General features: G+C 55.8%; 18 protein-coding genes. 13 read left to right on the top strand and 5 right to left on the bottom strand.

What is annotated here, in order from left to right; translation table 11 throughout:
- Positions 1-42 precede the first annotated feature (42 nt).
- The 3 genes from JO972_RS13175 to JO972_RS13165 are packed head-to-tail and all read left to right on the top strand — an operon-like array spanning position 43 to position 4,247.
- A complete protein-coding gene (locus JO972_RS13175; RefSeq protein WP_309490532.1) occupies positions 43-2,457 on the top strand; it encodes a DUF1592 domain-containing protein in 2,415 nt (804 codons plus the stop codon).
- A gap of 20 nt (positions 2,458-2,477) precedes the next feature.
- A complete protein-coding gene (locus JO972_RS13170; RefSeq protein ID WP_309490531.1) occupies positions 2,478-3,779 on the top strand; it encodes a DUF1552 domain-containing protein in 1,302 nt (433 codons plus the stop codon).
- 54 nt (positions 3,780-3,833) lie between these two features.
- Positions 3,834-4,247: a DUF2147 domain-containing protein gene (locus tag JO972_RS13165; RefSeq protein WP_309490530.1), complete on the top strand. Its 414-nt coding sequence runs from the start codon at positions 3,834-3,836 to the stop codon at positions 4,245-4,247.
- A gap of 95 nt (positions 4,248-4,342) precedes the next feature.
- Here JO972_RS13165 and JO972_RS13160 read toward each other — a convergent pair whose 3' ends face one another.
- A complete protein-coding gene (locus JO972_RS13160) occupies positions 4,343-5,803 on the bottom strand; it encodes a DUF6288 domain-containing protein (protein ID WP_309490529.1) in 1,461 nt (486 codons plus the stop codon).
- A 473-nt stretch (positions 5,804-6,276) separates the two neighbouring features.
- On the opposite strand from JO972_RS13160, the gene JO972_RS13155 reads away from it, so the two are divergent.
- Entirely contained in the window at positions 6,277-9,372 is a 3,096-nt protein-coding gene (locus JO972_RS13155) for a right-handed parallel beta-helix repeat-containing protein (protein WP_309490528.1), read from the top strand.
- Positions 9,373-9,429: 57 nt separating this feature from the next.
- On the opposite strand, the gene JO972_RS13150 is transcribed toward JO972_RS13155, so the two are convergent.
- Positions 9,430-10,338 (bottom strand): ADP-ribosylglycohydrolase family protein, encoded by a 909-nt coding sequence (locus JO972_RS13150; RefSeq protein WP_309490527.1) that lies wholly within the window; start codon positions 10,336-10,338, stop codon positions 9,430-9,432.
- A gap of 152 nt (positions 10,339-10,490) precedes the next feature.
- On the opposite strand from JO972_RS13150, the gene JO972_RS13145 reads away from it, so the two are divergent.
- From JO972_RS13145 to JO972_RS13135, 3 genes are read left to right on the top strand one after another with little or no spacing between them, the layout of a single operon-like run.
- Positions 10,491-11,630 carry a MalY/PatB family protein gene (locus JO972_RS13145; RefSeq protein WP_309490526.1) on the top strand — a complete coding sequence of 380 codons (1,140 nt, stop codon included), beginning with the start codon at positions 10,491-10,493 and terminating at the stop codon, positions 11,628-11,630.
- A 31-nt stretch (positions 11,631-11,661) separates the two neighbouring features.
- Complete coding sequence (locus JO972_RS13140) at positions 11,662-12,384, top strand: hypothetical protein (RefSeq protein WP_309490525.1); 723 nt, start codon at positions 11,662-11,664, stop codon at positions 12,382-12,384.
- Positions 12,385-12,417: 33 nt separating this feature from the next.
- Positions 12,418-13,515 (top strand): UbiA family prenyltransferase, encoded by a 1,098-nt coding sequence (locus JO972_RS13135; protein WP_309490524.1) that lies wholly within the window; start codon positions 12,418-12,420, stop codon positions 13,513-13,515.
- 116 nt (positions 13,516-13,631) lie between these two features.
- Here JO972_RS13135 and rimK read toward each other — a convergent pair whose 3' ends face one another.
- Together rimK and JO972_RS13125 are read right to left on the bottom strand one after the other, a co-directional pair.
- Positions 13,632-14,537 (bottom strand): 30S ribosomal protein S6--L-glutamate ligase, encoded by a 906-nt coding sequence (gene rimK / locus JO972_RS13130; RefSeq protein WP_309490523.1) that lies wholly within the window; start codon positions 14,535-14,537, stop codon positions 13,632-13,634.
- The gene (locus JO972_RS13125; RefSeq protein ID WP_309490522.1) at positions 14,534-15,085 is read right to left on the bottom strand and encodes an ATP-dependent zinc protease family protein; all 552 of its coding nucleotides are present in this window, start codon (positions 15,083-15,085) and stop codon (positions 14,534-14,536) included. The genes rimK and JO972_RS13125 overlap by 4 nt, the downstream gene beginning before the upstream one ends.
- Before the next feature lie 119 nt (positions 15,086-15,204).
- On the opposite strand from JO972_RS13125, the gene hprK reads away from it, so the two are divergent.
- From hprK to ptsP, 3 genes are all read left to right on the top strand, one after another.
- The gene (gene hprK / locus JO972_RS13120) at positions 15,205-16,179 is read left to right on the top strand and encodes an HPr(Ser) kinase/phosphatase (protein ID WP_309490521.1); all 975 of its coding nucleotides are present in this window, start codon (positions 15,205-15,207) and stop codon (positions 16,177-16,179) included.
- Positions 16,180-16,326: 147 nt separating this feature from the next.
- Positions 16,327-16,590, top strand: coding sequence for an HPr family phosphocarrier protein (locus JO972_RS13115; RefSeq protein ID WP_309490520.1), 264 nt, complete (start codon positions 16,327-16,329; stop codon positions 16,588-16,590).
- 103 nt (positions 16,591-16,693) lie between these two features.
- Complete coding sequence (gene ptsP / locus JO972_RS13110; RefSeq protein WP_309490519.1) at positions 16,694-18,457, top strand: phosphoenolpyruvate--protein phosphotransferase; 1,764 nt, start codon at positions 16,694-16,696, stop codon at positions 18,455-18,457.
- Positions 18,458-18,710: 253 nt separating this feature from the next.
- Here ptsP and JO972_RS13105 read toward each other — a convergent pair whose 3' ends face one another.
- A complete protein-coding gene (locus tag JO972_RS13105; RefSeq protein WP_309490518.1) occupies positions 18,711-19,772 on the bottom strand; it encodes a vWA domain-containing protein in 1,062 nt (353 codons plus the stop codon).
- Between the two features lie 348 nt (positions 19,773-20,120).
- Between JO972_RS13105 and infA the strand changes: the two genes are divergently transcribed.
- From infA to JO972_RS13090, 3 genes are all read left to right on the top strand, one after another.
- A complete protein-coding gene (gene infA, locus JO972_RS16815) occupies positions 20,121-20,501 on the top strand; it encodes a translation initiation factor IF-1 (RefSeq protein ID WP_343221593.1) in 381 nt (126 codons plus the stop codon).
- A gap of 89 nt (positions 20,502-20,590) precedes the next feature.
- On the top strand, positions 20,591-20,944 hold the full coding sequence (locus JO972_RS13095; protein WP_309490517.1) for a Spx/MgsR family RNA polymerase-binding regulatory protein: 354 nt from the start codon (positions 20,591-20,593) through the stop codon (positions 20,942-20,944).
- Between the two features lie 82 nt (positions 20,945-21,026).
- Positions 21,027-22,877, top strand: coding sequence for a sodium:proton antiporter (locus JO972_RS13090; RefSeq protein WP_309490516.1), 1,851 nt, complete (start codon positions 21,027-21,029; stop codon positions 22,875-22,877).
- The last annotated feature ends 9 nt before the right edge of the window (positions 22,878-22,886 follow it).

The raw sequence follows: 22,886 nt of genomic DNA, 5'->3' as shown, positions 1-22,886 counted from the left end.
CCGCTCCACGCCAGCGGACTGGATTTCTCCGTATTCTTTGTAATGCATACGCCCGAACCTGCGTATGCACCCAGCAAGATGTTTTTGGCGAAAAGCAGCACCTGGCTCAGTCTTGTCTCGATTTCCCTCGCGGCAGTCGCGGGCTGGTTCCTGCTACCGAGCTTACCCGAACCGGTGATGGCGGTCGAAACAGAGGTCGAAACGGAGGAAAGCGTGACCACCCCAGCGCCAGCACAGGTGCACGGCGACCAACCGCTGATGGACGAGTGGAACAAAGACATCAAACCGATGTTGGAATACTACTGCTACGATTGCCATGGCGACGGCATGAGCAAGGGCTCTCTGGACCTCGATGAATATCCGGACCTGGCCAGCATGCGCAAGGACCCGAAAGTCTGGGAACACATTCTCACCCGCACCGATTACCACCTGATGCCGCCGCCCGAGGAAGAGCAGCCGGAGGCCAAGGAACGGCACCAGCTGGTCAACTGGATCAACAAAGCCATCTTCCCCGCTTCCACCACCGACCCTGGCCACAGCGTCATGCGGCGGATGAACAGAATCGAATACCAGAACACCATCAAGGATCTGCTCGGCATAACCATTCCCGTGCGGGAACTGCTGCCGCCGGACGACTCCAGCCACGGTTTCGACAACAACGGCAGCGCACTCAGCATCTCGCCGGCACACATCGATAAATATCTCCGCGCCGCAGAAAAGGCACTGGACGAAGCGATCGTGTTAGGTCCGATGCCACCCAAGGTCATCCACTTCAAAGCGCGCGACATCACAGGTGGCGGCAAACGCATTGGCGACGGCACCTTCCTCTACATCCGCAGCAGCGCGCATGTGACGCCCAAGCTGAGGCAAGCGGGCAGCTACCGGCTGGTGGTCACCGCCTCCGCCAGCCAAGCCGGCCCGGAAGCAACCCCGCTGGACATCATCGTGGACAAGGAACAGGTGGCCAATTTCGAAGTAAAAAACGAACTGCATGCGGAAAAAGAGTTTTCGGTCGAGCTGGATCTCCCCGCCGGCAGCACCGAGATCACCCTCGATTTCCCCAGAGATTTTTATGACCCCAAGCACGAGGATCCGAAACGCCGCGACCGCAATCTGATGATTCACCGCGTCCGCCTTGAAGGCCCCCTAGGAATTAAACGCCAGAAACCCCTCGCCCATCGCCAGATCTTCATCCCCCACGCCCCGGGCCAAGACGACCGAGCCTACGCCCGCGCCGTCCTGAAAAATTTCGCACGCCGCGCCTTCCGCCGTCCCCCTAACCGGGAGGAAATCGATCACTATCTGGTGCTCACGGAGAAAATTGCCCAGACTGAAAACTCCATCAGCTCCGGGATCAAATCGACCCTGCAGGCGATGTTAGTCTCCCCGTCCTTCCTCTTCATTGCTCCGGATACGGCTGCCGCAAAATCCAGTCAGAAACCGGCCCCCATCAGCGAGCACGCCCTCGCCTCCCGACTGTCGTATTTCCTATGGAGCACCATGCCAGACGAAGAATTGTTAGCCTTGGCTGATCGCCAACAACTTCGCCAGCAGCTCGATGCACAGATCACCCGCATGCTGCAGGACCCGAGGTCGAAACAGATGGTCGAGAACTTCGCCGGTCAGTGGCTGGAGCTCCGCAGCCTTGCCGCCATCACGCCAAACCGAAAACGCTTCCGCGAATACACCCCCAGCCTCGCCGATGCCATGCGCCGCGAGACCGAGATGCTCGCGGACCATATTCTGCGGGGCGACCGCAACCTGCTGGAATTTCTGGATGCCGATTACAGCTTCATCAACGAGCGCCTCGCTGAGATCTATGACATCCCCGGCGTCTCGGGCGATCACTTCCGCCGCGTCAGCATGGCTGGCACTCCGCGCCGTGGCATTCTCGGCCATGCCTCCATTCTCACCGTGACTTCACAGCCGAACCGGACCTCGCCGGTGCTGCGCGGCAAGTTCATCCTCGAAAACATTCTCGATATCACCCCGCCGCCGCCACCACCGGAGCTTCCGCAGCTGGAAGACGCCCGCCACAAGGGCAAAAAAATGAGCGTGCGTGAACAACTGGAACTACACCGCAGCAAGACCGCCTGCGCCGGCTGCCACAATCTGATGGACCCCATCGGTTTCGCCTTTGAAAATTACAACGCCATCGGCATCTATCGCGAGTCCGTGAAAGGCGAAGCCATCGACACCACCGGCCAGCTGGTCACCGGTGAGAAGTTAGAAAATGCCGAGTCGCTGCGCCAGGTCATCCTCCATGGTAAGCGCGATGAATTCCTCCGCTGCCTGACCATTAAGATGATGACCTACGCCACCGGTCGGGGCATCGGCAGGCTCGATCGACTGCATATCGATAAAGTGCTGTCGCAGCTCCAGAAAGACGATTATACTGCCCATAGTTTAATCCGTGGAATCATTCACAGTGTTCCATTCCAACAACAACGTCGATAAACCCACCACTTCCTAACACCATGCAACGCAGAACATTTCTCAAAGGCCTGGGAGCCACCCTGGCCATTCCTCAGCTGGAATCGCTCCACGCAGCCCAGGCCGCCAGCGCTCCCGCCGCGCCACTCCGCATGGCTTTCGTCTACGCGCCCAACGGCGTGAATTTGAAAAAATGGATGCCGTCCGGTGTCGGATCCGGCTACCAGATGGCAGAGTCGATGAAACCCATGGAAAAGCTGCGCGACAGCTTCCAGATCATCGGCGGACTCGATCACGACAAGGCCAAGTCCAACGGTGACGGCGCAGGCGATCACGCCCGGGCCAATGCCACTTACCTGACCGGCTGCCAGGCCAGAAAGACAGCCGGAGACGACATCCACGTGGGCACCTCCGTCGATCAAATCGCAGCCCAACAGATCGGCCATCAAACCCGCCTGCCGTCGCTCGAGCTGAGCACGGATCCACCGCGGAAATCGGGTCGCTGTGACTCCGGATACTCCTGCGCCTACCAGTACAACCTCTCCTGGCGCAGCGCCAGCACCCCGATGCCAGCCGAGCGGAATCCGCGTGCTGTGTTCGAAAAACTCTTCGGCACCGGCAACGCCGTGGCCGATGCCAAACGGCGCGCCCGTCAGCAGAGCGTGCTGGATTTCGTGCTCGAGGACGCCAAGCGCATGCGCAAAAAAGCCGGCTTTGAGGATCGGGACAAACTCGAGGAATACATGACCGCGGTGCGCGATGTCGAGCAGCGTATCAGTCGCCACGAAAACTTCGAAGTGCCCACCACGGACTTCCAGAGCCCCAGCGGCATCCCCGCCAGCTACCGCGAACATATCCGCCTGATGTATCAGCTGATGACGCTCGCCTTCCGCACCGATTCCACCCGCATCAGCACCTTCCTGCTCGCCCACGACGGATCAAACCGCTCGTTCAACGAGATTGGCATCTCCGGGGGACACCACTCGATTTCCCACCACAAAGGCAACGAGGAGAACCTGGAGCAGATTGCCCAAATCGATCAATTCTACCTCGAAGAATACGCCCGCTTCATCGCCGGTCTGAAATCGATGCAAGAAGGCAACGGAACTATGTTAGACAACACCATGATCGTCTACGGCTCCGGCATCGGCGATGGCAATCGCCACAACCACAACGATCTCCCGCTGATCCTCGCAGGAGGTGGCGGCGGCAGCTTGAACCCAGGCCGCTACCACCGGGTCAAGGAAGGCACACCGATGACCAACCTCTACCTCGCTATGTTAGAGCGGATGAACGTGAATGCACGTCGGGTCGGGGACTCCAGTGGGGTGCTGCAGGGAATTTAGCGTCCACGGCCGCACCCAGTCTCATCGTCCCCTCGAACCATTCCCCCATCCCCAATGCGCCTACCATTAATGTTCCTCACTGTGCTGCTGCTCTGTAGTTCCCAGAGCTGGGCGGCCGATCCTATCGAGGGCGAGTGGCTAAAGGGCGATGGCTCGGCGCGGATCAAAATCAAGGTGAACGACAAGGGTCAACTTACCGGAGCGCTTTCTTACGTCCGCGATCCAAAACGCAGGCACGACAGCAACAATCCGGACGTCTCGAAACGCAAGCGCCCACTGCTCGGACTCGTCATCATCCGCGGCTTCACCAAGAAGGGGAAGATGTGGCAAGGCGGCACCGTCTACGACAGCTCAAGCGGAAAAACCTACCAAGGAAAGATCTGGTTGGACCAAGGAAAATTGATCATGCGCGGCTACATCGGAGTCTCATTGATCGGGCGCACAAGCAGCTGGACCAGACACAAGTAACTCCAGCCCCGAGCTCTCGGGGCAATCATCACTTTGGAATGCCAAGAAGACGCCGATCGAAACCAGGCCTCTAACCGGTTGATCGTAGGCGGCGTTTACTTACCTTGGATTTTGAGCACGGGTTCACCATTGGCGAGGACGAGGGCCATCGTTGCGGTGAGCTGATGTCGGGAAGAGAGGTAGTAGCAGGAATCATACATATCGCGACCAGGCAGGGCGACAAAGGAGCCATCGTGACAACGGGCCATGTTGAACCAGGCTTTGTTGTAATCCATGATGGCACGCTGGGTTTCAACATCGCCGCAGAGGCGGGTGCCGAGCAGGCCCCAGCAGACAGCTAACATGCCATCAGCGTGAGCATCCGGCAGGTATTTTTTGGAATTCTTGAGCCCATGAGTGACGCGTTTGAGATACTCCGGATTATTCTGTGATTCACCTGCGAGATGATGGGCGACAATGGACAGGCCCTGACGTCCACCCGCGGCGTATGCTCCTGCTTTGGTGTGATAGCCGATGTAGCCATCCTTGTCCGTGCTCGACCGTAAATAGTCGAAGGCAAGGTCGACTTTTTTCTGATCAACAGCGACTCCGCACTGTTTCGCGAGTTCCCATGCAGCGAGTGATAAGGTGGTGGTAATGTTCATGGTTCCATATCCGCCAACTTCGGTATTGTGCCCCATGCCGCCAGTGCGGAACTTGTGTCCAACGTTGCCCATCTTCCCGTGGGTGCGGTCTTTGTAGTTCGCCATGTCATCCACTTGGGCGTATTCCAATTTCGCAGCGAGTGCTTGGATGGTGGGGAGAACTGCTTCGTCTTTGGTGAGAAGGTAATATTCACAGAGGAAAATACATTGATAGCCGGTAGGCCAGACCCAGATGCCTTTGTGAGGTTTTTCATTCCATGCGTGGGCAAGCTCTTTGGCTTGAGCACTCTTCCCGGCTGCGAGTAATGCCAGCGCGCTCATTCCCTTGGCGTGGACCTTTTCTTTTTGGATGTAGTCATAACCAGGGCCGCTGAGGTAGTTAGACGCCTGCTTCGCCAGAAGGGCTGATTTGGGGCAATTCAAGGGAAAGGTGTCAGAGAACTTACCAATGGCTTTCAGAGGAATGGTCACCTTGATGGGCTGCCCTGCACGGGTGACCGAGAGGATGAGTTTACCATCACCGCCTTCAGCCTCCTCGATGGCATTGCCAAAGTCCATCATCGGGCCTTCGTATCCGACGGTGGGAAATTCTTTCATTCGTGTCATGTGGTGCCCGAACGTGTGGGGCACGTCAAAAGGGCGTCCATTGACACCCGTGATCACATCATCCAGAGCAAGTTTCCCTGCGGCTGGAGAGTCAGCGAAGATGTATTTCACGGTAAACGACTGGGCCTCCATCGTGGCCCTTGCTCCGGTAGGCCCCAGATTGATCAGAAACCCGGGGACTTCTGTATCCGGCCCATGTTTCGACGGCTGCTCCCAGCGCCCCCGGTTATCTTTCTCAATGGCATGGAGAGATGTGACGATGAGGCTAAGAAAAAATACAGTGGTGACGAATGGTCGCTCGAGCATGGATTTTTAATACGTGGTAAAAATGAGATCGCAACCGAGAAAACACGTTCCGCACAAAAGACATTGTTCCCAATACTTGACCCGTTCCACGTCGCGTTGATCCCCTCATTGGCCATTGTCTTTTAAAAATACAGGCCTGGCAGAATTCACCTTGGCATGGCGAGTGAGCAAGTTAGAATAGGCAAGTGTGAGTATCAGTTCGCCCCATAAACACATCTACACCAACACTCAGGGCATTTGCTTCGGGGTTTTTCATAACCATCAACACTTGAGTCTTCGCAAGAATAGATCCTGTGCCTTTAGCTACTCCCGCCAACGCCTCCATGATGGTTCCCTCTAACACCCTCCTGAAAAGCAAATCCTAGCAACCATCTCCTCGCCTAGACTACTCTGCTAGCCATCTGCTACAGGTCGACCTCGGACCATAAAGCGAACGACAGGCCTCAGCATCAAATTTTCAGCACCCTTATTCTATGAAAACCTTACTTTTCGTCCTGATCAGCCTCCCCACTCTGTTACCTGCTGCTGTGGTCACATCCATAAATGATGCTGGCTCGGGCACTTTGCGCGAGGCAGTTGCCAATGCGGTGGATGGAGAGACGATCACGTTCGATTTCGCAACATACACAGGTTCCAATGCCCCCACCGTGTCCCTTCACACTGGAGAGATTGCCATCACGGGCAAGAACCTCATCATCGACGGAACTACTTCTGGCTCAGTCGTTACCATCACAGGCAACAACACCTCTAGAATCTTCAATCTTAACAATTCGGATACGGTCTTTCGAGGGATCGTATTTACCGAAGGGACGGACACTGACAAAGGCGGGGCGGTCTACCAAAGTTCATCATCACCCGAATACGAAAACTGCAGTTTTATCGATAACTCAGCCCCTCGTGGCGGGGCGGTTTACAGCTATTACTCTGGAGGGAAGTTTACCTCCTGCCGGTTCTCCGAAAACAATGCAACGCTCAATGGCGGCGCGGTTTACAACTCGCTTTCCTCTACGGATTTCCTCGACTCAGTCTTCGAGGGCAACACATCCGCGCGTGGGGGCGCGGTCTACAATGACGAGGCGTTCAATATGGAATTCGCGGGGTGTAGCTTTTCCAAAAACGTCGCTTCCATTTCAGGCGGCGCAATCGGCAGCGACCGTTCGAGTGAAACCTACACGGACTGTCGTTTCAAAGACAATGAGGCCGCCACCGGGGGTAGCATTTTTACCAACTTAACGTCGACTCAGGTGATCGGATCGATCTTCCGGGGAGATTCCGCGCAGGACTTTGGTGGCGCTATCCGTGCGGAATCCGGAACCTTGAACCTCACGAGCAGTTCCTTCCAAGGGGCTCAGGTATTTAACGAAGGAGGAGCCGTTTCGTTGAAAGCCACAGGTGGCACTTTCGATAGTTGCTTCTTTCTCAGCAACCGATCGTTCTCCAAGGGGGGCGCGCTCTACCTGGAAAACTCCTCGCCGAAGCTGCGCAACTGCACATTTCAGGGAAATCATGCTTCGCAAAATGGTGGCGCATTTTTCTCCGAGGATTCGGCCCCCGAGCTTTTTAATTGCCTCATCTGGCAAAACGCAGCGTTAGAAAACCCGACCACGATGTCGGCGTCATTTGAAAAATCAGGGACCGGGTCTCCGGCCTTTACCCAAAGCCTCGTCGAGAACTGGTCGGCTGGAAATTTGGGAGGGCTTGGCAATCTCGACGGCACACTGCCGGCGAACGATCCCCTCTTCATCACTCCGCTGACACCTTTGATCGCGCCTTTGAAGATCGGTGGCGACCTCCGACTCGCGGCGAACTCACCGATGATTGATGCAGGCTTGTCGAGTGAGGCTCTGAGTGCTGATGATGTCATGGGGAATGCGCGCATCGTGACAACGGTCGACCTCGGTGCCTTTGAGTTTCAAGGTCCTGTCTATGTCAACGCCGCCGTGGTTGGAGGCACTGGAGACGGCAGCAGTTGGGCGAATGCTTACTCAAAGCTTCAGGATGCTCTCAGTCAGACGCCTGAAGGACACCGAATCTACGTCGCGGAGGGAACTTATTACCCCGACGAGACCAGCTCCACCGACAGTGATCTACGCACTGCCAGCTTCGCGCTCCAAGGGCAACTCCTCATCCGTGGAGGATTTCCCGCCGAGGGGAACCCCACTTTGGCCGAGCGGAATCCCAAGATTTACCGCACTGTGCTCTCAGGCGATATCGACCAAAATGATCACTCTAGCGGCGACAACTCCGGCAATGCCTATCACGTGATTGTCGCGCCGGATTCCCTCCCCTTAGACCACCTGGATGGTGTGGTCATCGAGGGCGGACATGCCAATGAGGATGACGAGGAGGGGGATGAAAACTACATCGGTTCCGCTGCTGTGCTCTACAGCGCTCTTATCGCGGTCGATGACGCCAGTTCAGGGCGCGATGGAGGGGGCGTTTTTCTCGTTGGTGACAACACCCTCTCGCTCACCGATTGCGTGCTGCAAGGGAATCACTCAGGCAGCTTTGGTGGGGCCATCGCGGTGAGCCGATCGGATATCTACCTCGAAGGCAGTCGCATCTTGGGGAATACGGCGAGGTGGGGCGGTGCGTTTTTTGAAAGGTATGGCTCGTCGTTGATTCTGAATTGTCAGTTCCAAGGTAACAGTGTGCCGGAAACAGGTTCAGCATACTACAACGCCTTCTCGAGCTCTCGGTTCTTCAACTGCCTATTTCTTTCAAACCACGGAGCGGGCACGATCTCGGGTTACACTGGCCAAGCAGAATTTGTCAATTGCACTTGGCAAGGGAATCAGGCGGAGCACTCAAATGTGATTCAGTCTGGAGTGTCTTCATTGCAGAACTGCCTCGTTTGGGGCAATGCTGGATTCAATAATCAGAATCACCAATACGCTTCTCTCCCCTATAACTCGGGCATCTCCGTCACCTATAGTCTGATTCAATATTGGAATACCACCGATCTCGGCAGCCCCAACAACCGTGACGGAACGGACTTAAGCCTCGACCCTCGCTTTCTAATTCCCTTAAACAAGAATGATGCTCCATCGCTTGATCATGGGGACGCGGGACTGAGGGCTAGTTCTCCCGTTCTTGATGTGGGCGACAATTCGGCCAACCCATTCTCCACCGACCTCGCGGGAGATCCTCGCAAGGTGGGCACCATCGACATAGGAGCCTATGAGGGGGTGGTCACCGATGTCGCCCGCCTTTGGTTCACCGATGATGATGGCGATGGCAACCTCTATGGAGTAGAGGTCGCACTCGGCACGGACCCCGATCTCGCCGATGCGGGAGATCCTCGCAATCTTCGCATCACTCAGCTTAGCAACGGTCACCCCAAACTCGAATTTGGCTTTAACTATGACGCGCCCGTAGGAACAATCTGGAGGCTCACTCGCTCGACCACTCTGAACAATGATTTTGAGGAGATTTATCGCGCGGATCACACCAGCTCCGAGACGAATGGCAATCTCGACGTCAACATCAACACCAAGTTCGAAATCGAAGACCTCGACCCTCCGGCACCGAAAGCCTTCTATCGCTTTGAGGCACTCTATCTTCCGTAATTTTCCACCTGTCGACCCCATGCTTAAACGGGGCATATTAAAAGGCTGTGAGAACCGTTAATTTTCAGACTCGCATTGAACCAGGATATCATCGATGTGGCGACGCTGATTCACCTCTGCGTAGACCTTTTCCTGATAGCTCCCCCACCCATTGGCTTGGGTCAATAACATGGCGAGAGGAATCGCACGCGCGGAGTTGTCCCCGCCGGCCAGCGCATTGGTAGAAAGCGCACTCGCGATGTCGTCGGGATAGCGAAGCAGGAAAAAGAGCAGCACAGGTAGGGCTTCGGAAGTATGGCAAGTTAACCCCAAATCCTCCGCCGCCTGCAACGGATCGGCCTCCAGCCTGGAACTTGCCATTTCGAAATATTGTTTGGCATTGAGCTCCGGGTATGGGTGCTGACAGGCCTCCTGCACCGCGTCCGGCAGGTTGGTTCCTGAAACCAGCAAGTAGTTCATCCTAACTAACAGCTCAGCCGCATCAACCACCTCGGGGTCACCGTGGGTAAATTGGGTCAGTGTCCGGGCGGCAGAGATTTGCTCGTCCAGCGAGGCTTCATCGATCATCGCAGCGACTAACAAGGCGCGCGATGCCCCTGCCATATCGCTTGACATCGAGGCAGGCGACGACGGGTCCTCCAAACGGGCCAAGGTCTCCTTGGTGGCGCCGTCCATGTAGCTCTCGGAGTCACGCCACATCGCCTGCCACTTTTGTTGATAGACCTCTTGATCCCAATGACCCGCAGCAGCAAAGGCGTTCAACTGGCACATCATCTGATCGCCATAATGAGTCAAGTCACCGGCCGATTTACCCGGGTGGTATTGGCTGATCGGATCATGCACATTGTATACCCCATCGGGAAACAACCGAGCAATGGCCGATTGATTGTAAACCCAGTGGGGGCCGAGGTTCAGAGCATCGGCCAGAAAGGCTGATCGGATAACGGCAGAGGAGCTGGTGGTCATACTCACCAACTAACTACGTTCGCTCGGATGTCAACTGACCAAGTGGGGCAAAGCGATAGGTGCTGGTGCCAACGCGGCAGCCAATAAGAGCACTACCAACAGAATTCCGTCTTTATCGTTGCCATCACCAGTGCGTTCGCTAGCACATGGGCATGGCTTTTGATTTCGACCGCATTATTCCGCGCCGTGGCACCGGTTCTTTGAAATGGGACAAGTTCCCTGAGCTCGACCCGTTCTGGGTGGCGGACATGGATTTCACCTCGCCGCCTGAAGTGCTGGAGGCTCTACAAGAGCGTGTGGCGCACGGAGTGTTAGGCTACGCCGTCCCCCACCAAGGATTGATGGATGCGCTGCAGGAATACATGCAGAAGCGTCACCAGCTCAGCATTCAGGAAGAAGAAATTGTCCACCTCGGAGGCCTGGTCTGCGCGCTTTCCATGATCGCCCGCGCCATCGGTAAACCCGGCGGCCAGATCATGACCTGCACACCGATCTACCCACCATTCCTCAGCGTGCACCACGATGCGGACAAAGAGTGCCTCACCGTGCCCCACATCCAGGTGGATGGTCGCTGGGTCTTCGACTGGGAGGCCATGGAAGCCGCCGTCACCGAGGACACCGCCATTTTCCTCCTCAGCAACCCGCAGAACCCACTGGGCCGCGTGTTCACCCGCGAAGAAGTGGAGCAGCTCGCCGCCTTCTGCGATCGGCATGACATCGTGCTGGTATCCGATGAGATCCACTGCGATCTCATTCTCGATGAAACACAGACCCCACACGTCTGCGCCGCCGGCCTGCCGGAGGAGCTGCAGAAGCGCATCATCACCCTGTTAGCACCGAGCAAGACCTACAACATCGCCGGCATGGGATACGCCTTTGCGGTGATCCGCGATGCGGCACTGCGTCGGAAATTCACCCAGGCCAAGGGGCACAGCCAGCCAGAGATCGGCTGCCTTTCCTACTACACCGCCGAGGCCGCCTACCGTCACGGCGAGCCATGGCGTCAGCAGCTGCTCGCCTATCTGGCCAAGAACCGCGACACCGTCACCGACTTCGTCCGCACCCGTCTGCCAGGCTGTGTGATCCCCGACATTGAAGCCACCTACCTCGCCTGGATCGACTGCCGGGCGCTCGGAAAAGACAACCCTGCGAATTTCTTTGAAAAAGAAGCGACACTTTACCTCTCCGACGGCGTTTACTTTGGCGCACCCGGCCACGTCCGCTTCAACTACGGTTGTCCGAACAGCCGTGTGCTTGAAGGCCTCGAGAAAATGGCTAATGTCATTGCCTAAGCTCCAAATCATCATAATCTGACTTCCAACCATGAAACGTATTCTCCCTCTCGCTCTAGTTCTCAGCTCCCTGCCCGCTTCCCTTTCCGCCGATGTGGAAAATGAGATCCCGCTCGGCATCGAGGCCGTCACCGGTATCCGCAGCGAATATGTTTATCGGGGATTCACCCTCGCGGAGGACAGCGTGATGGATTTCCAAATCGAAACGGAAATCGCCCTGAACGATTACACCCTGCTCAACGTCGGTGGATGGTATGCCACGGAAACCGGCCAAGGCGACTACGATGAGTCCGCCGCCTTCGCCAAGTTACGCTTCCTGAAATCGGACAAACTGACCGTGGGGCTGAGCGCCACCTACCGCAGCTTCAGCAGCGATGTCTTCGAAGACGGTGTCGATCTCGGCATTTTCGGAACCTATCAGTTCTGCGATGACTTCGGCATCACCACTGGAGCTTACTACGACACAGGTGCCGATGCCTGGTATGGCCATGTGGAGAGCAACTGGTCCAAGACACTCTCGGACAAATCCTACATCTCGCTGAAAACCGGAATCAGCTACGTCAGCGACTACTATGGTCGTGATGGCTTCAACGATGCCTACACCCGTCTTTCCCTGACCTACCATGTTTCCGAGGCTGTCTCCGTCACACCATTCGTCGGTGCCTCCTTCTTGATCGACGATGAAAGCACCGTGCCTGGCGTGATCAACGACGACAGCGTCTTCGGCGGTCTGTGGTTTGTCGTTCGCTTCTAACCGTAACAGCGGACGGCATCCGCTTTGCATTTTATGAACGCCTCTTTCGGTGAAAAATTCCGTGCCGTGCTGGCAACGGGTCGGGTGGCGAATTTGCCCACCGTCTGGAGCAATGTGCTCATGGCCTACCTGATGGCCGAGACACTTCAAAATTCAGGCCACAGCTACTACTTCAACGGCGTCGAAACCTTCCAGCTTTGGATGTTAGGGCTGATCATGCTTGCCGGTTCGCTGCTTTATGTCGGTGGCTGCATGCTAGGCGACTACCGCGACATCCCCTTTGATACGGAACACCGCCCAGGACGCCCGATTCCATCGGGAGTGCTCTCACCCAGCTTCGTCGCCATCTCCGCCATCACGCTGTTAGGGCTTGGTCTCGTCGTTGGAGCGGCCTCTTTTCCTGTCGCGATCATCTACGGTTTCAAGGTGCCATGGGATGCCTTGAAGAGCGCCAGTGGAAATGATCTGCAATCCCTGGTGCAGACGGATCAGCTGGCATTGCTCGGAGTGCTGGTCGCTCTCATCGTCGTCTACGCCCTCTTCCACAAAAGGTCCCGACCTCTGGCCTTGGTGAACATGGCCCTGTGTCGGACTCAGCTGGTGATCTTTGCTGCGGCCGCCGCTCTACCAGCTTTTTTTTCCACCAGTAGCACGACTCCCACCTTCCACGGGCAATGGATCATCGCCCCCGTGCTGATCACCGGAGCCGCTGTGGGGATTTACACACTGCTGCTTGCCAGCGTTGCCGCGACGGAATCGAATCAGGAGAAGATCAAGTATTCGCTTTTCCTGAAAGCCGCGATGTTCTTGCTCCCCCTGCTGGCCATCGCCTTGATGTTGTCGCTTGGTTTTGAGCCCAAACAGGACTCCTATCCGTGGGGCAACAGCAGTTTGACGGCAGAGACCAGTCGGCCCCTATTTTACACCGTCCTGATTATTTACTGCAGCTGGATGCTATTCGCCTTCCGTGCGCTCCCTAACGACAAACCGGCCTTCGTCTCGCGCGCACTGGCTGGCTTTAGCTTGTTAGACGCCAGCTTCGCCGCCAGCTACTCGGTGACCGTGCCGCTGATCTGCCTGGCGCTCTTCGGACTCGCACTACTGCTGCAAAAGATCACTCCCGCGACTTAAGCCAAGAGGAGCAAGGAGGGCGCGATGTGGACCGGCCAAGTCGCAGCGCCACTCGGACAAAAAAATTCCTCCACCGGAACGACGTCCGACGGAGGAAGCTTTGAATTTTTCAGAGCCTAACCTTTCCCACGAGTGCGGGTGCTGGTGACCTTGGCGCTTTTCTCAATGAAGCTGATGATCTGTCCGGCGACGTCTTTGCCCGTGGCTGTTTCAATCCCTTCCAGCCCCGGTGAAGAGTTCACCTCCATCACCACCGGACCGTGGTTGGACCTAAGCAAATCGACCCCAGCCAGGCTCAGTCCCATGATCTTGGCGGCCCTAACGGCTGTGGCTCTTTCTTGAGGAGTTATTTTCACCACCGCAGCATTGCCACCGCGATGAAGGTTCGAGCGGAACTCGCCCTCCTTACCTTGGCGTTTCATCGCAGCCACGACTTTACCGCCAACCACCAGGCAGCGGATATCGGCGCCACCAGCCTCCTTGATGAACTCTTGGGCAAGGATGTTAGCATCCAGGCCGCGGAAAGCCTCGATCACGGATTCGGCAGCTTTGGCCGTTTCAGCCAATACCACACCCACCCCCTGCGTGCCTTCTAACAACTTGATCACAATCGGAGCGCCGCCGCACAATTTAATCATGTGCCCAGTGGCCCGGGTATCGTGCGCAAAGGTGGTCACCGGCAGGCCGATGCCTTTGCGTGCCAGCAGCTGCAGAGATCGCAATTTATCACGCGAACGAGAGATCGCCACGGACTCATTGATCGAGTAAACGCCCATGATTTCAAACTGGCGCACCACGGCGGTTCCAAAGAATGTGCGCGATGCGCCAATGCGAGGGATAATGGCATCGTAGTCGTTCAGCTCCTTGTCACCGAGGAAGATACTCGGACCGCTGGAGGCGATGTTCATGTGGCACTTAAGATAATCGATCACATCCACCTCATGGCCTGCTTTTTCAGCAGCCACTTTCAGGCTGTTCGTAGAATACAGGCGCGGATTTCGAGAGAGAATAGCTATTTTCATTTTCGTTTGTGGTGGGAGTGACCAGTCAGGCTCGAGATATTTCCAAACAAATGGGAAGCCTGAGTATCGACGACGAAGTAACCAGATAAAGCGCGCCGCCCGATAAGCAGAGGACACTTCATTACGGATCGATCTGCAAGGCTGAAAAGCACATCCCACTCGAATCCTCCGACCAGACGAACCACAGTCTTGATAATCATGCGTTCGCGCCCCTGGCCGGTGGAGCTTTTAATTTTTTTCCGCTGCACCAAGGGAGCCTCACAATGCACTGCCTCGCCGTGGTGACTGTAGGAGACAAAGCGAACCCACTCCTCGCCGCCCTTCTCAAACGACTCAATATCGTGGGCATGAAGACTGGAGGTATAGGCACCGGTGTCCACTTTCGCGGTCACAATATCCACCCCCAGATCGGGAAGTGAAAACCATTCCCTGCGGCCGATCAGCATTTTTGCATCGGTTCGGGAGCTTACCGGGATCTGCAGCTCCTCGGCCACGGCGCGGGAACTTTGCGTCCGGCGCGTGGCTTGGCTTATGTAGGTCTTGGGCATGCCTTAGTCATGGAGAAGAACGAGGAGTCACTCAAGCACCGACTACCTCTCTCTGCTGTGACAAAAAACTCATCAGCAGACGTGCAATCAACCGCATGTTGCGTTAGAACATCCTCAACATGCCGAAGAAACACAAACGAAAGCGTATCTCCCATCTCAGCGTGGGAGATTTCTTTAAACGCCACGGCGAATCTCTCAAGCTGGAGCTGCTCGGCGATGAAGTGGGTTACGAACGCAAAATCCTCGAGCCCACCATCAACCACCCCGGCCTCGCTCTCGCGGGCTTCCTTTCCTACTTTGCCTACAAACGTGTGCAAGTGCTGGGCAACTCCGAGCAATCGTATCTCAACAAGCTGGATGAAGCCGAGCGGATCGAACGTTTCAGCATCATTTGTCAGCGCGATATCCCCTGCATCGTCACCTCACGCGGCAAAGCACTCACCCCCGACCTGCTCAAGGTGGCCAACGAACACGGCATCGCCGTCTTTGGCACTCCCATGGTGACCATGAAATTTGTCAACGCCGCCACGCTGAATCTGGAAAAAGACTTCGCCGAGTCGACCACCCGCCATGGCTGCATGGTCGATTTTCGCGGTGTCGGTGTGCTCATCATGGGCGATAGCGGAGCGGGCAAGAGCGAGGTCGCCATCGGTCTGCTAGAACGCGGTGGCGCTCTGGTGGCCGATGACATGGTGATCATTCACAAGATCGGCGGTGAACTGGTCGCCAGCACCAAGGAATTCTCCCGTGGATTCATCGAGATGCGCGGCGTGGGGATCATCAATGTTGGCAATATCTTCGGTCTCGGCAGTATTCGTCCCAGCAAGCGACTCGATCTGGTCGTGACCCTGAAACCCCAGGCGGACCTCAACAATGTGGACCGTCTGGGAGTGAACCGAAAATCCTACCGTATCCTCGGCCACGGCGTCACCCATGTGGAGATTCCTGTCGCTCCGGGACGCGATACCACCCGCCTGGTGGCGGTCACCTGTCTCGAGCACCAATTGCGGATCATGGGTTACGACATGGCAGCCGAGTTCAACCAGCGTTTGATCGATAAGATGAACTCCAGCCAATTTGGACCAGGACTTTAGCCGCCTAGTAAGCCTTACAATCAACGCATTGCGTCACAAAACTTCCAAAATTTTCGCATTTTGGAAAAAAATCCCTTCCCCCGCAGCGGGCTGATAGCTAGAGTCCGCAGCAGACAAGCCCCCTGACGATCCAACCTATCGCTCAACATGCCTACCCGCGAATTCACTGTAACCAACAAATTGGGAATCCACGCCCGTCCCGCTGCTCAATTCGTTAAGACCGCCAGCCGCTTCTCTTGTGATATTCAGGTGGAAAAAGATGACGAGCAAGCCGACGGCAAATCGATCATGGGACTGATGATGCTCGCAGCCGGCCACGGCTCCGTTCTAACCATCTCAGCCGACGGTGAAGATGCAGATTCCGCCCTGGATGCACTGGGTGAGTTGATCGAAAAAAACTTTGAAGAATAGGCAGTTGCCAGAGACAACGGCTGCCCTCGCCTGCTAGAGGCATCTTGCCAGCATGCAAGATTCAGCTTTGACCACTGCCCCAGTTCCGTACAAACTAACCGGGATGCACGTCAACACTGAGGAAATCATTATTCAAGGCTCTCCTGGTTCGCCTGGGATTTCCTTTGGACCCGTGCATGTGATGGCGCGTGGTTTTTCCGCTCCTGATGTCTATGAGATCAGAGACGATCAGGTGGAGCGCGAGCAGGAACGATTTGAAAAAGCCTTGGAGATCACCAAGGAGCAGCTCGACCAGCTGCGTGTCCACATCGAAAACCTGTCCGGCGAAGAGGAAGGCAAAATTTTCGATGCCCACTTGATGGTGTTAGAGGACAAGACCTTGCTCAAGCGGGTCAGCCACGCCATTAGCGAGCGCCGGCAAAATGCCGAGTATGCCTTCTACGCGGTGATGCAAACCTTCCTGGAGGCGATGCGTCGGGTCAACGACTCCTACCTGCGCGAACGGGCAGCCGACATCGATGACGTCTGTCAGCGAGTGCTGCGTAATTTCACCCAAGATGCCACTTCTCCCGCCTCCGATCGCCCTGACCACCAGCACATCCTGGTGGCCTACGACCTGAGCCCCAGTGACACTGCATCGATCGATCGCAATCACGTGTTAGGCTTCGCCACTGAGCAAGGAAGCGTGAACTCGCACACCGCCATTCTAGCCCGATCACTTGGCATTCCCGCCATTGTGGGACTGGAAGGCGCAGTGATCGACATCACCACCCTCTCAGGAGGCATCCTCGATGGTTACAACGGCACCCTGATCCTCAACCCCTCGGTTGAGACGATCAAAAAGTATCAGGAAAAGTCGCTGCGCAAGAAGCAGGCGCAAAAAGAGCTGGAGACACTGCGGGAAAAAGACACCGCCACTTCGGACGGTCACCGCATTACGCTTTCCGCCAACATCGAGTTCACCAACGAACTCCCCCAGGTGGCGCAGTCGGGAGCCGAAGGGGTAGGCCTGTTCCGCACCGAGTTCTATCTACTCAACGGCGGTGAGATGCCAGACGAGCACCAGCAGGAAAAAGTTTACACTGAGGTCGCCAAGGCGATGAACCCGCACCTCACCATCGTCCGGACTCTCGACGCCGGCGGCGACAAAATCTCCGCCGAACCCCTGTCCAGTCCCGAGCCCAACCCCTTTCTGGGCTGGCGTGGCGTTCGGGTTTCGCTGACTCGAACCGCTCTGTTCAAAGAACAGCTGCGTGGCGTCTTGCGTGCCAGCACCGCGGGCAAACTGGGCGTCATGTTCCCCATGATCTCCGGCATTGCCGAAGTATTGGCGGCGAAAGAGCTGCTCAAGGAATCGATGGACGAGCTGCACCGTGAGGGAGTTCCCTTCGATGAAAACATTCAAGTGGGCGTGATGATCGAAATCCCCTCTGCCGCTGTGATGGCTGATGAAATTGCCAAGGAAGTGGATTTCCTCTCCATCGGAACCAACGATCTGATCCAGTACACAGTCGCCGTCGATCGCGTGAACCCCTACGTCGCCAATCTCTACAAACCCACCCACCCGGCGGTTTTCCGTCTGATGGACATGACGGTGCGCGCCGCCAAAGACAACGGCATCTGGACCGGAGTCTGCGGTGAAATGGCAGCCCAACTGCTACTCACTCCGCTCTTGGTCGGCTTGGGAGTGGATGAACTCTCGGTGGGCCCTCACATGGTGCCCAGCATTAAAAAAGCGGTGCGCTCACTGTCCCAGGCAGAATGCGCCGAGATGATGCAGCAGGTGCTCAAAATGCGCACCAGCCCCGACATCGCCGAGATTTCCAAGAACATGGCCTACCGCCATTATCCGGAACTGATTGATTAGACCTCTTCTGCGATGGTCTCGGACGACCACGTTCACCGCGGCCCGCTATTGAGGCGATATTCCATCAGGTCAATTTAGGTGCCGCTTGCTCGCCCCCCAAAGGCACAAAAAAGCCAGTGTATGAAGGGCTCATCACTGGCTCTGTTTGGGGAACTCGATTACCCCAACCTTGAGGCTGTTAGCTCATTCGTGATTTGAGTCACCACGAATGAACTGCTATTTGTAGGTTCAACTGCCTTTCGGCCATTCAACCTTACTTCTTGACCGCCTTACCGTCTTCCTGAATCAGGGTGAAGGTGCCATCGTGGTTCTTGGAGAGGACTTTCATCGCTTTCTCAGCCTTCGGCTCCATCATGGCGATGGTGTTGATTTGAATCCCCTTGGTCTTGGCTCGTGCTGCGACGTTGCGTGCAACCTGATCGGAGCTACCTCCGGCAAGACCATCGGTCATGAAGAAGATCACCTGAGGTGCAGGATCCATATTCAAAGCCATTTTAAGTGGATCTTCCCATGCGGTGCCCCAGACGAGAGGTGTATTTTTCACTGCCTTCAGGCTTTTGAAAATCTGTTGAGGAGAAGCTTCGAGCCATGAGACCGGCTGCTTTTTGCCAGTCGTTTTCCAGCTGCTGGCACTCTTCTTGGGTGACGACCATTTGAATTCGTTCTTGCCGCTTTTCACGATGGCACCGGAACGGTCTTTCGCCATTTCCACCTCGTCACCAGCCAGCCATGCCGGTCCAGCGAAGAAGATCAGCTGATACTGCACCCCTGGGCTGAGACCTTTGACAGATTTGGTCAGCTCTTTTTTCAGCAACTCAATCCGCTTACCGCGCATGGAAGCAGAGTAATCGATTACGTAGCAAACGCGGGTGGCCTGCACTTTCTGACCGAAGAAGGTAGCTCCACCGCCACCGTCGCCCCAGCCGTCTCCGTCGCCCCAGCCGTCACCAAAGTCATCGCCGTTGCCCATTTCGAGGGAAATCTCAGCGTTGGTTTCAGGAACGGGGATGGCAATGTTCGAAGTGACATTGGCCGCAATCACCTTAGCCATGGAAGACGAAGGAGAGGAAGGCTTCGGCTGCACTTTCCGAGAGATCTCGCGTTTGGTGACTTTTTCCTTTTCCTCCTGAGGTCCTTGATAAGAAACAATCTCCGGAGTGAAGTTATCCACGCTCGGCAGTAGGAAGAACATCAGAGCGATGCCTACCAATAACACAACCAGCAGGGAAATAATGATACTGCTGATGGTGCTGTTTCTCTTTTGCGCATCAAGACGTGCTTGTGCTTCTGGGCTCAGTGTTGCGTGAAGACTCATAGATTTGGATTAATATTGGAAGGAAGGACGGTGTGTGAATTTCTTTCAGCTTCAGCCAGACTAAAGCTTTGCTGCCTCAGGGCAACAACGAATGAAGCGTCCACTGGGATAAATTTAGTGCCTTTCTTTCGGAACTCAATCAGAACTTGAGGAAAAATAGCCGAAAATCACTGAAAAATCAGGCATTCAGGCGCTTGATGAATCGATAGCGGAACAGCCACATCCTCTCCGCAGACTGGACACCCTGTACATCGGCCATACAAGTGCCCGGGCGGAAAAAAACATCATTCTTCCAGCCTCTGATGTCCGTGACTCATTGACATTTTAAGAATTTAGAGTTGCGAATTCGTGATAATCTATGATGATGTGATCGCCACGGCGTTCATTCTGATCACTGTGGATAATGAATCAACAAAGGAGCACACTATCGCAGGAAGACCCAAAAGGCCAGGAGGCGGCGGACGACGCCGGAACCGACACAATTATGGCCCCCGTAAGAGAAAAGACGACGGCCGTGAAGATAAAGCTGTCGAGGTAGAAGGAACGATTTCCTCCGTCCTCGCTGGAACCATGTTCAAGGTGGAATTGCCTAGTGGACACGAAGTCCTCGCACACATCTCTGGGAAAATGCGTAAACGTTTCATCCGCTTGGTGGTGGGTGACAAGGTGAAAATGGAGATGTCTCCCTATGACACCAGCAAAGCCCGGATCGTTTTCCGTGTGGGCTAAATTCTTGCGGGGATGATTTTTCAGTCTGATCACGCGATCGGACTCACCCAAATCCCCCCCCCCTACCAAACCCCTCCTCCTTTTTCACCATGCTGCGTTTTTACGCTTACAAGGGATGCGATGGCTGTCGGAAGGCACGCAAGTGGTTGCAAGCGAATGATATTTCATTCGAAGAGATCCCTGTGCGCGAGCAACCGCCGTCGCTTGACGAATTGCAACAGGCTAAGGAGGTATTAGGCCTCAAGGCCTTGTTCAATACCTCTGGCATGGATTACCGCAAGCTGGGCATGAAGGACAAGCTCCCTGCCATGTCCGAGCAAGAAGCACTGCAGACACTGCACGAATGCGGAAACTTGGTGAAACGCCCATTTCTGGTTGGCGAAACCACCGCACTCACCGGCTTCAAAGAAGCGGTGTGGGCCGAGCAGTTGACTTCGCAGTAGTCGCTTCCCCCATTTTTGCTGCGCCCTGGGATCAATCGATTCTGGCCAAGTTGTGCACACATGTCATAGACTTCACACCGCAATGCTCATCTTCGAAACATGGCAACAGGGATTCCTCGCCGCGCTGGTGGTGCTGGTCTTTATCTGTTTTGTCAAAGAGTGGATCTCAGCCGAACTGGTGGCTCTGTCGGCATTGCTTGCCTGCGTGATGACCGGCATTCTCAGCGTCGATGTTGAAGACCCCTACAATGCGCTGAAAGTTTTCTCCCACCCCGCCCCGATCACCGTGGCTTGCATGTTTGTGCTCAGTGCCGCACTGGAGCGAACCGGGGTGATCGAAGCGCTGGGTAATTGGTTTGAAAAACTGGCCGGCAGCTCCCCGGTCAAGATGCTCGTGGTGATGATGTCACTCGTGGCCTTCCTCTCTGGCTTCGTCAATAACACGCCGGTGGTGGTGGTGTTCATGCCCATCGTGTTAGGCATTTGCCGTCGCCGCGAATACACCGCCTCCAAGTATCTCATCCCCCTTTCCTACGCAGCCATCGTCGGCGGCACCATGACCATCATCGGCACCTCCACCAATCTCATTGCCACCGGCATCGCCGAGAAAAAGGGACTGGAGGGCTTCACCATGTTTTCCATCACTCCACTCGGTCTCGTCTTTGTGGCCACGGCATTTATTTACATGCTGACGATCGGGAAGAAGCTGCTGCCCACACGCGTCACCCTGGCCACTCTGCTCGATAACGAAAACTCCAGAGAGTTCATCACCCATGCCTATGTGCGCAAAGAGAGTGACCTCGATGGCAAGGCATTTCCAGAAACTGATCTGGCGAAAATGAAAAAAGCCCGGGTGCTGGAAGTGCTGCGCGACGGCAGACGACTGCGCCGTCCACTCAACGAAATCATCTTCCAAGCGGGCGATGAAATCGTCTTCAAAGGGGTGTTGGAAGGTGTCATGGATGTCTCTCAAACCGAGGGCATCGATGTCCGCGGTAAGGAATCGGCAGGTCTCGAAGGCATCCGCACCGAGAGTGCGCTGCTGATGGAGGGCATCATCGGACCGGAATCGACGATGACCGGAAAAAGCCTGAAGGAGCTGAACTTCCGTCAACGCTTCGGCGTCCTGATCCTAGCGGTGCACCGCCGCGGACGCAACCTGCGCGAACGCTTTGAAGACGAAAAGCTCGCCTTTGGTGACACCTTGCTCGTGCAGGGTCCGACGGAAAAAATGCGCACCCTTTTCCGTCAGCGCGACTTCATCAACCTCAGCGAACCCAATCACACCACCTTCCGCAGAAGCAAAGCCCCTATTGCCATCTGTGCGCTGCTCTTGTTCATGATTGTTGGCGCTATCGGTGGCAACTTTGGCATCCCCCGGATCCCGATTGTGCAGCTGGCGATTACCGGAGCGCTACTCGTCCTAGTGACCCGCTGCGTGCAGCCCCAGGAAGCCTACCGCGCGATTGAGTGGAAGGTGGTCTTTTTGATTTTTGGAATGTTAGGGCTGGGGATGGCGATCGAGCGATCCGGCCTCGCCCAACTGATTGCCAACGGTATGACCAACGGTTTGGGCATTGAAAACCCCTACCTCATGCTGGCGCTGATGTATTTGCTATCGGCGGTGATGACCGAGATCATTTCCAACAATGCTGTCGCCGTGCTGCTCACCCCGCTCGCCATCGTTGTGGCCAATACCCTGAGTCTCACCATTGGCGAACCGGTGAGCCCCATCCCCTTTGTCATTGCCGTGATGTTTGGCTCCTCCGCCAGCTTCTCGACCCCCATCGGCTATCAGACCAACACCTTTGTCTATGGTGCCGGTGGTTATAAATTCGGCGATTTTTTCCGCGCCGGTTTCCCGCTCGCCGTGATCCTCTGGCTCATGGCCAGCTGCCTGATCCCACTGCTTTGGCCATTTGACGCCGTGTAATCGCAGCGG

It is taken from the genome of Oceaniferula flava (genome assembly GCF_016811075.1).
GTDB lineage: Bacteria > Verrucomicrobiota > Verrucomicrobiia > Verrucomicrobiales > Akkermansiaceae > Oceaniferula > Oceaniferula flava.
The sequence above is the reverse complement of the archived record's forward strand: the minus strand, read 5'-3'. Positions and strand labels throughout refer to the sequence as shown.

Bases quoted from the DNA above. Each gene is read 5' to 3' on its own strand.
- JO972_RS13175 (WP_309490532.1), top strand. From the start codon at position 43: ATGCATACGCCCGAACCTGCGTATGCACCCAGCAAGATGTTTTTGGCG.
- JO972_RS13170 (WP_309490531.1), top strand. From the start codon at position 2,478: ATGCAACGCAGAACATTTCTCAAAGGCCTGGGAGCCACCCTGGCCATT.
- JO972_RS13165 (WP_309490530.1), top strand. From the start codon at position 3,834: ATGCGCCTACCATTAATGTTCCTCACTGTGCTGCTGCTCTGTAGTTCC.
- JO972_RS13160 (WP_309490529.1), bottom strand. From the start codon at position 5,803: ATGCTCGAGCGACCATTCGTCACCACTGTATTTTTTCTTAGCCTCATC.
- JO972_RS13155 (WP_309490528.1), top strand. From the start codon at position 6,277: ATGAAAACCTTACTTTTCGTCCTGATCAGCCTCCCCACTCTGTTACCT.
- JO972_RS13150 (WP_309490527.1), bottom strand. From the start codon at position 10,338: ATGACCACCAGCTCCTCTGCCGTTATCCGATCAGCCTTTCTGGCCGAT.
- JO972_RS13145 (WP_309490526.1), top strand. From the start codon at position 10,491: ATGGCTTTTGATTTCGACCGCATTATTCCGCGCCGTGGCACCGGTTCT.
- JO972_RS13140 (WP_309490525.1), top strand. From the start codon at position 11,662: ATGAAACGTATTCTCCCTCTCGCTCTAGTTCTCAGCTCCCTGCCCGCT.
- JO972_RS13135 (WP_309490524.1), top strand. From the start codon at position 12,418: ATGAACGCCTCTTTCGGTGAAAAATTCCGTGCCGTGCTGGCAACGGGT.
- rimK (WP_309490523.1), bottom strand. From the start codon at position 14,537: ATGAAAATAGCTATTCTCTCTCGAAATCCGCGCCTGTATTCTACGAAC.
- JO972_RS13125 (WP_309490522.1), bottom strand. From the start codon at position 15,085: ATGCCCAAGACCTACATAAGCCAAGCCACGCGCCGGACGCAAAGTTCC.
- hprK (WP_309490521.1), top strand. From the start codon at position 15,205: ATGCCGAAGAAACACAAACGAAAGCGTATCTCCCATCTCAGCGTGGGA.
- JO972_RS13115 (WP_309490520.1), top strand. From the start codon at position 16,327: ATGCCTACCCGCGAATTCACTGTAACCAACAAATTGGGAATCCACGCC.
- ptsP (WP_309490519.1), top strand. From the start codon at position 16,694: ATGCACGTCAACACTGAGGAAATCATTATTCAAGGCTCTCCTGGTTCG.
- JO972_RS13105 (WP_309490518.1), bottom strand. From the start codon at position 19,772: ATGAGTCTTCACGCAACACTGAGCCCAGAAGCACAAGCACGTCTTGAT.
- JO972_RS13095 (WP_309490517.1), top strand. From the start codon at position 20,591: ATGCTGCGTTTTTACGCTTACAAGGGATGCGATGGCTGTCGGAAGGCA.
- JO972_RS13090 (WP_309490516.1), top strand. From the start codon at position 21,027: ATGCTCATCTTCGAAACATGGCAACAGGGATTCCTCGCCGCGCTGGTG.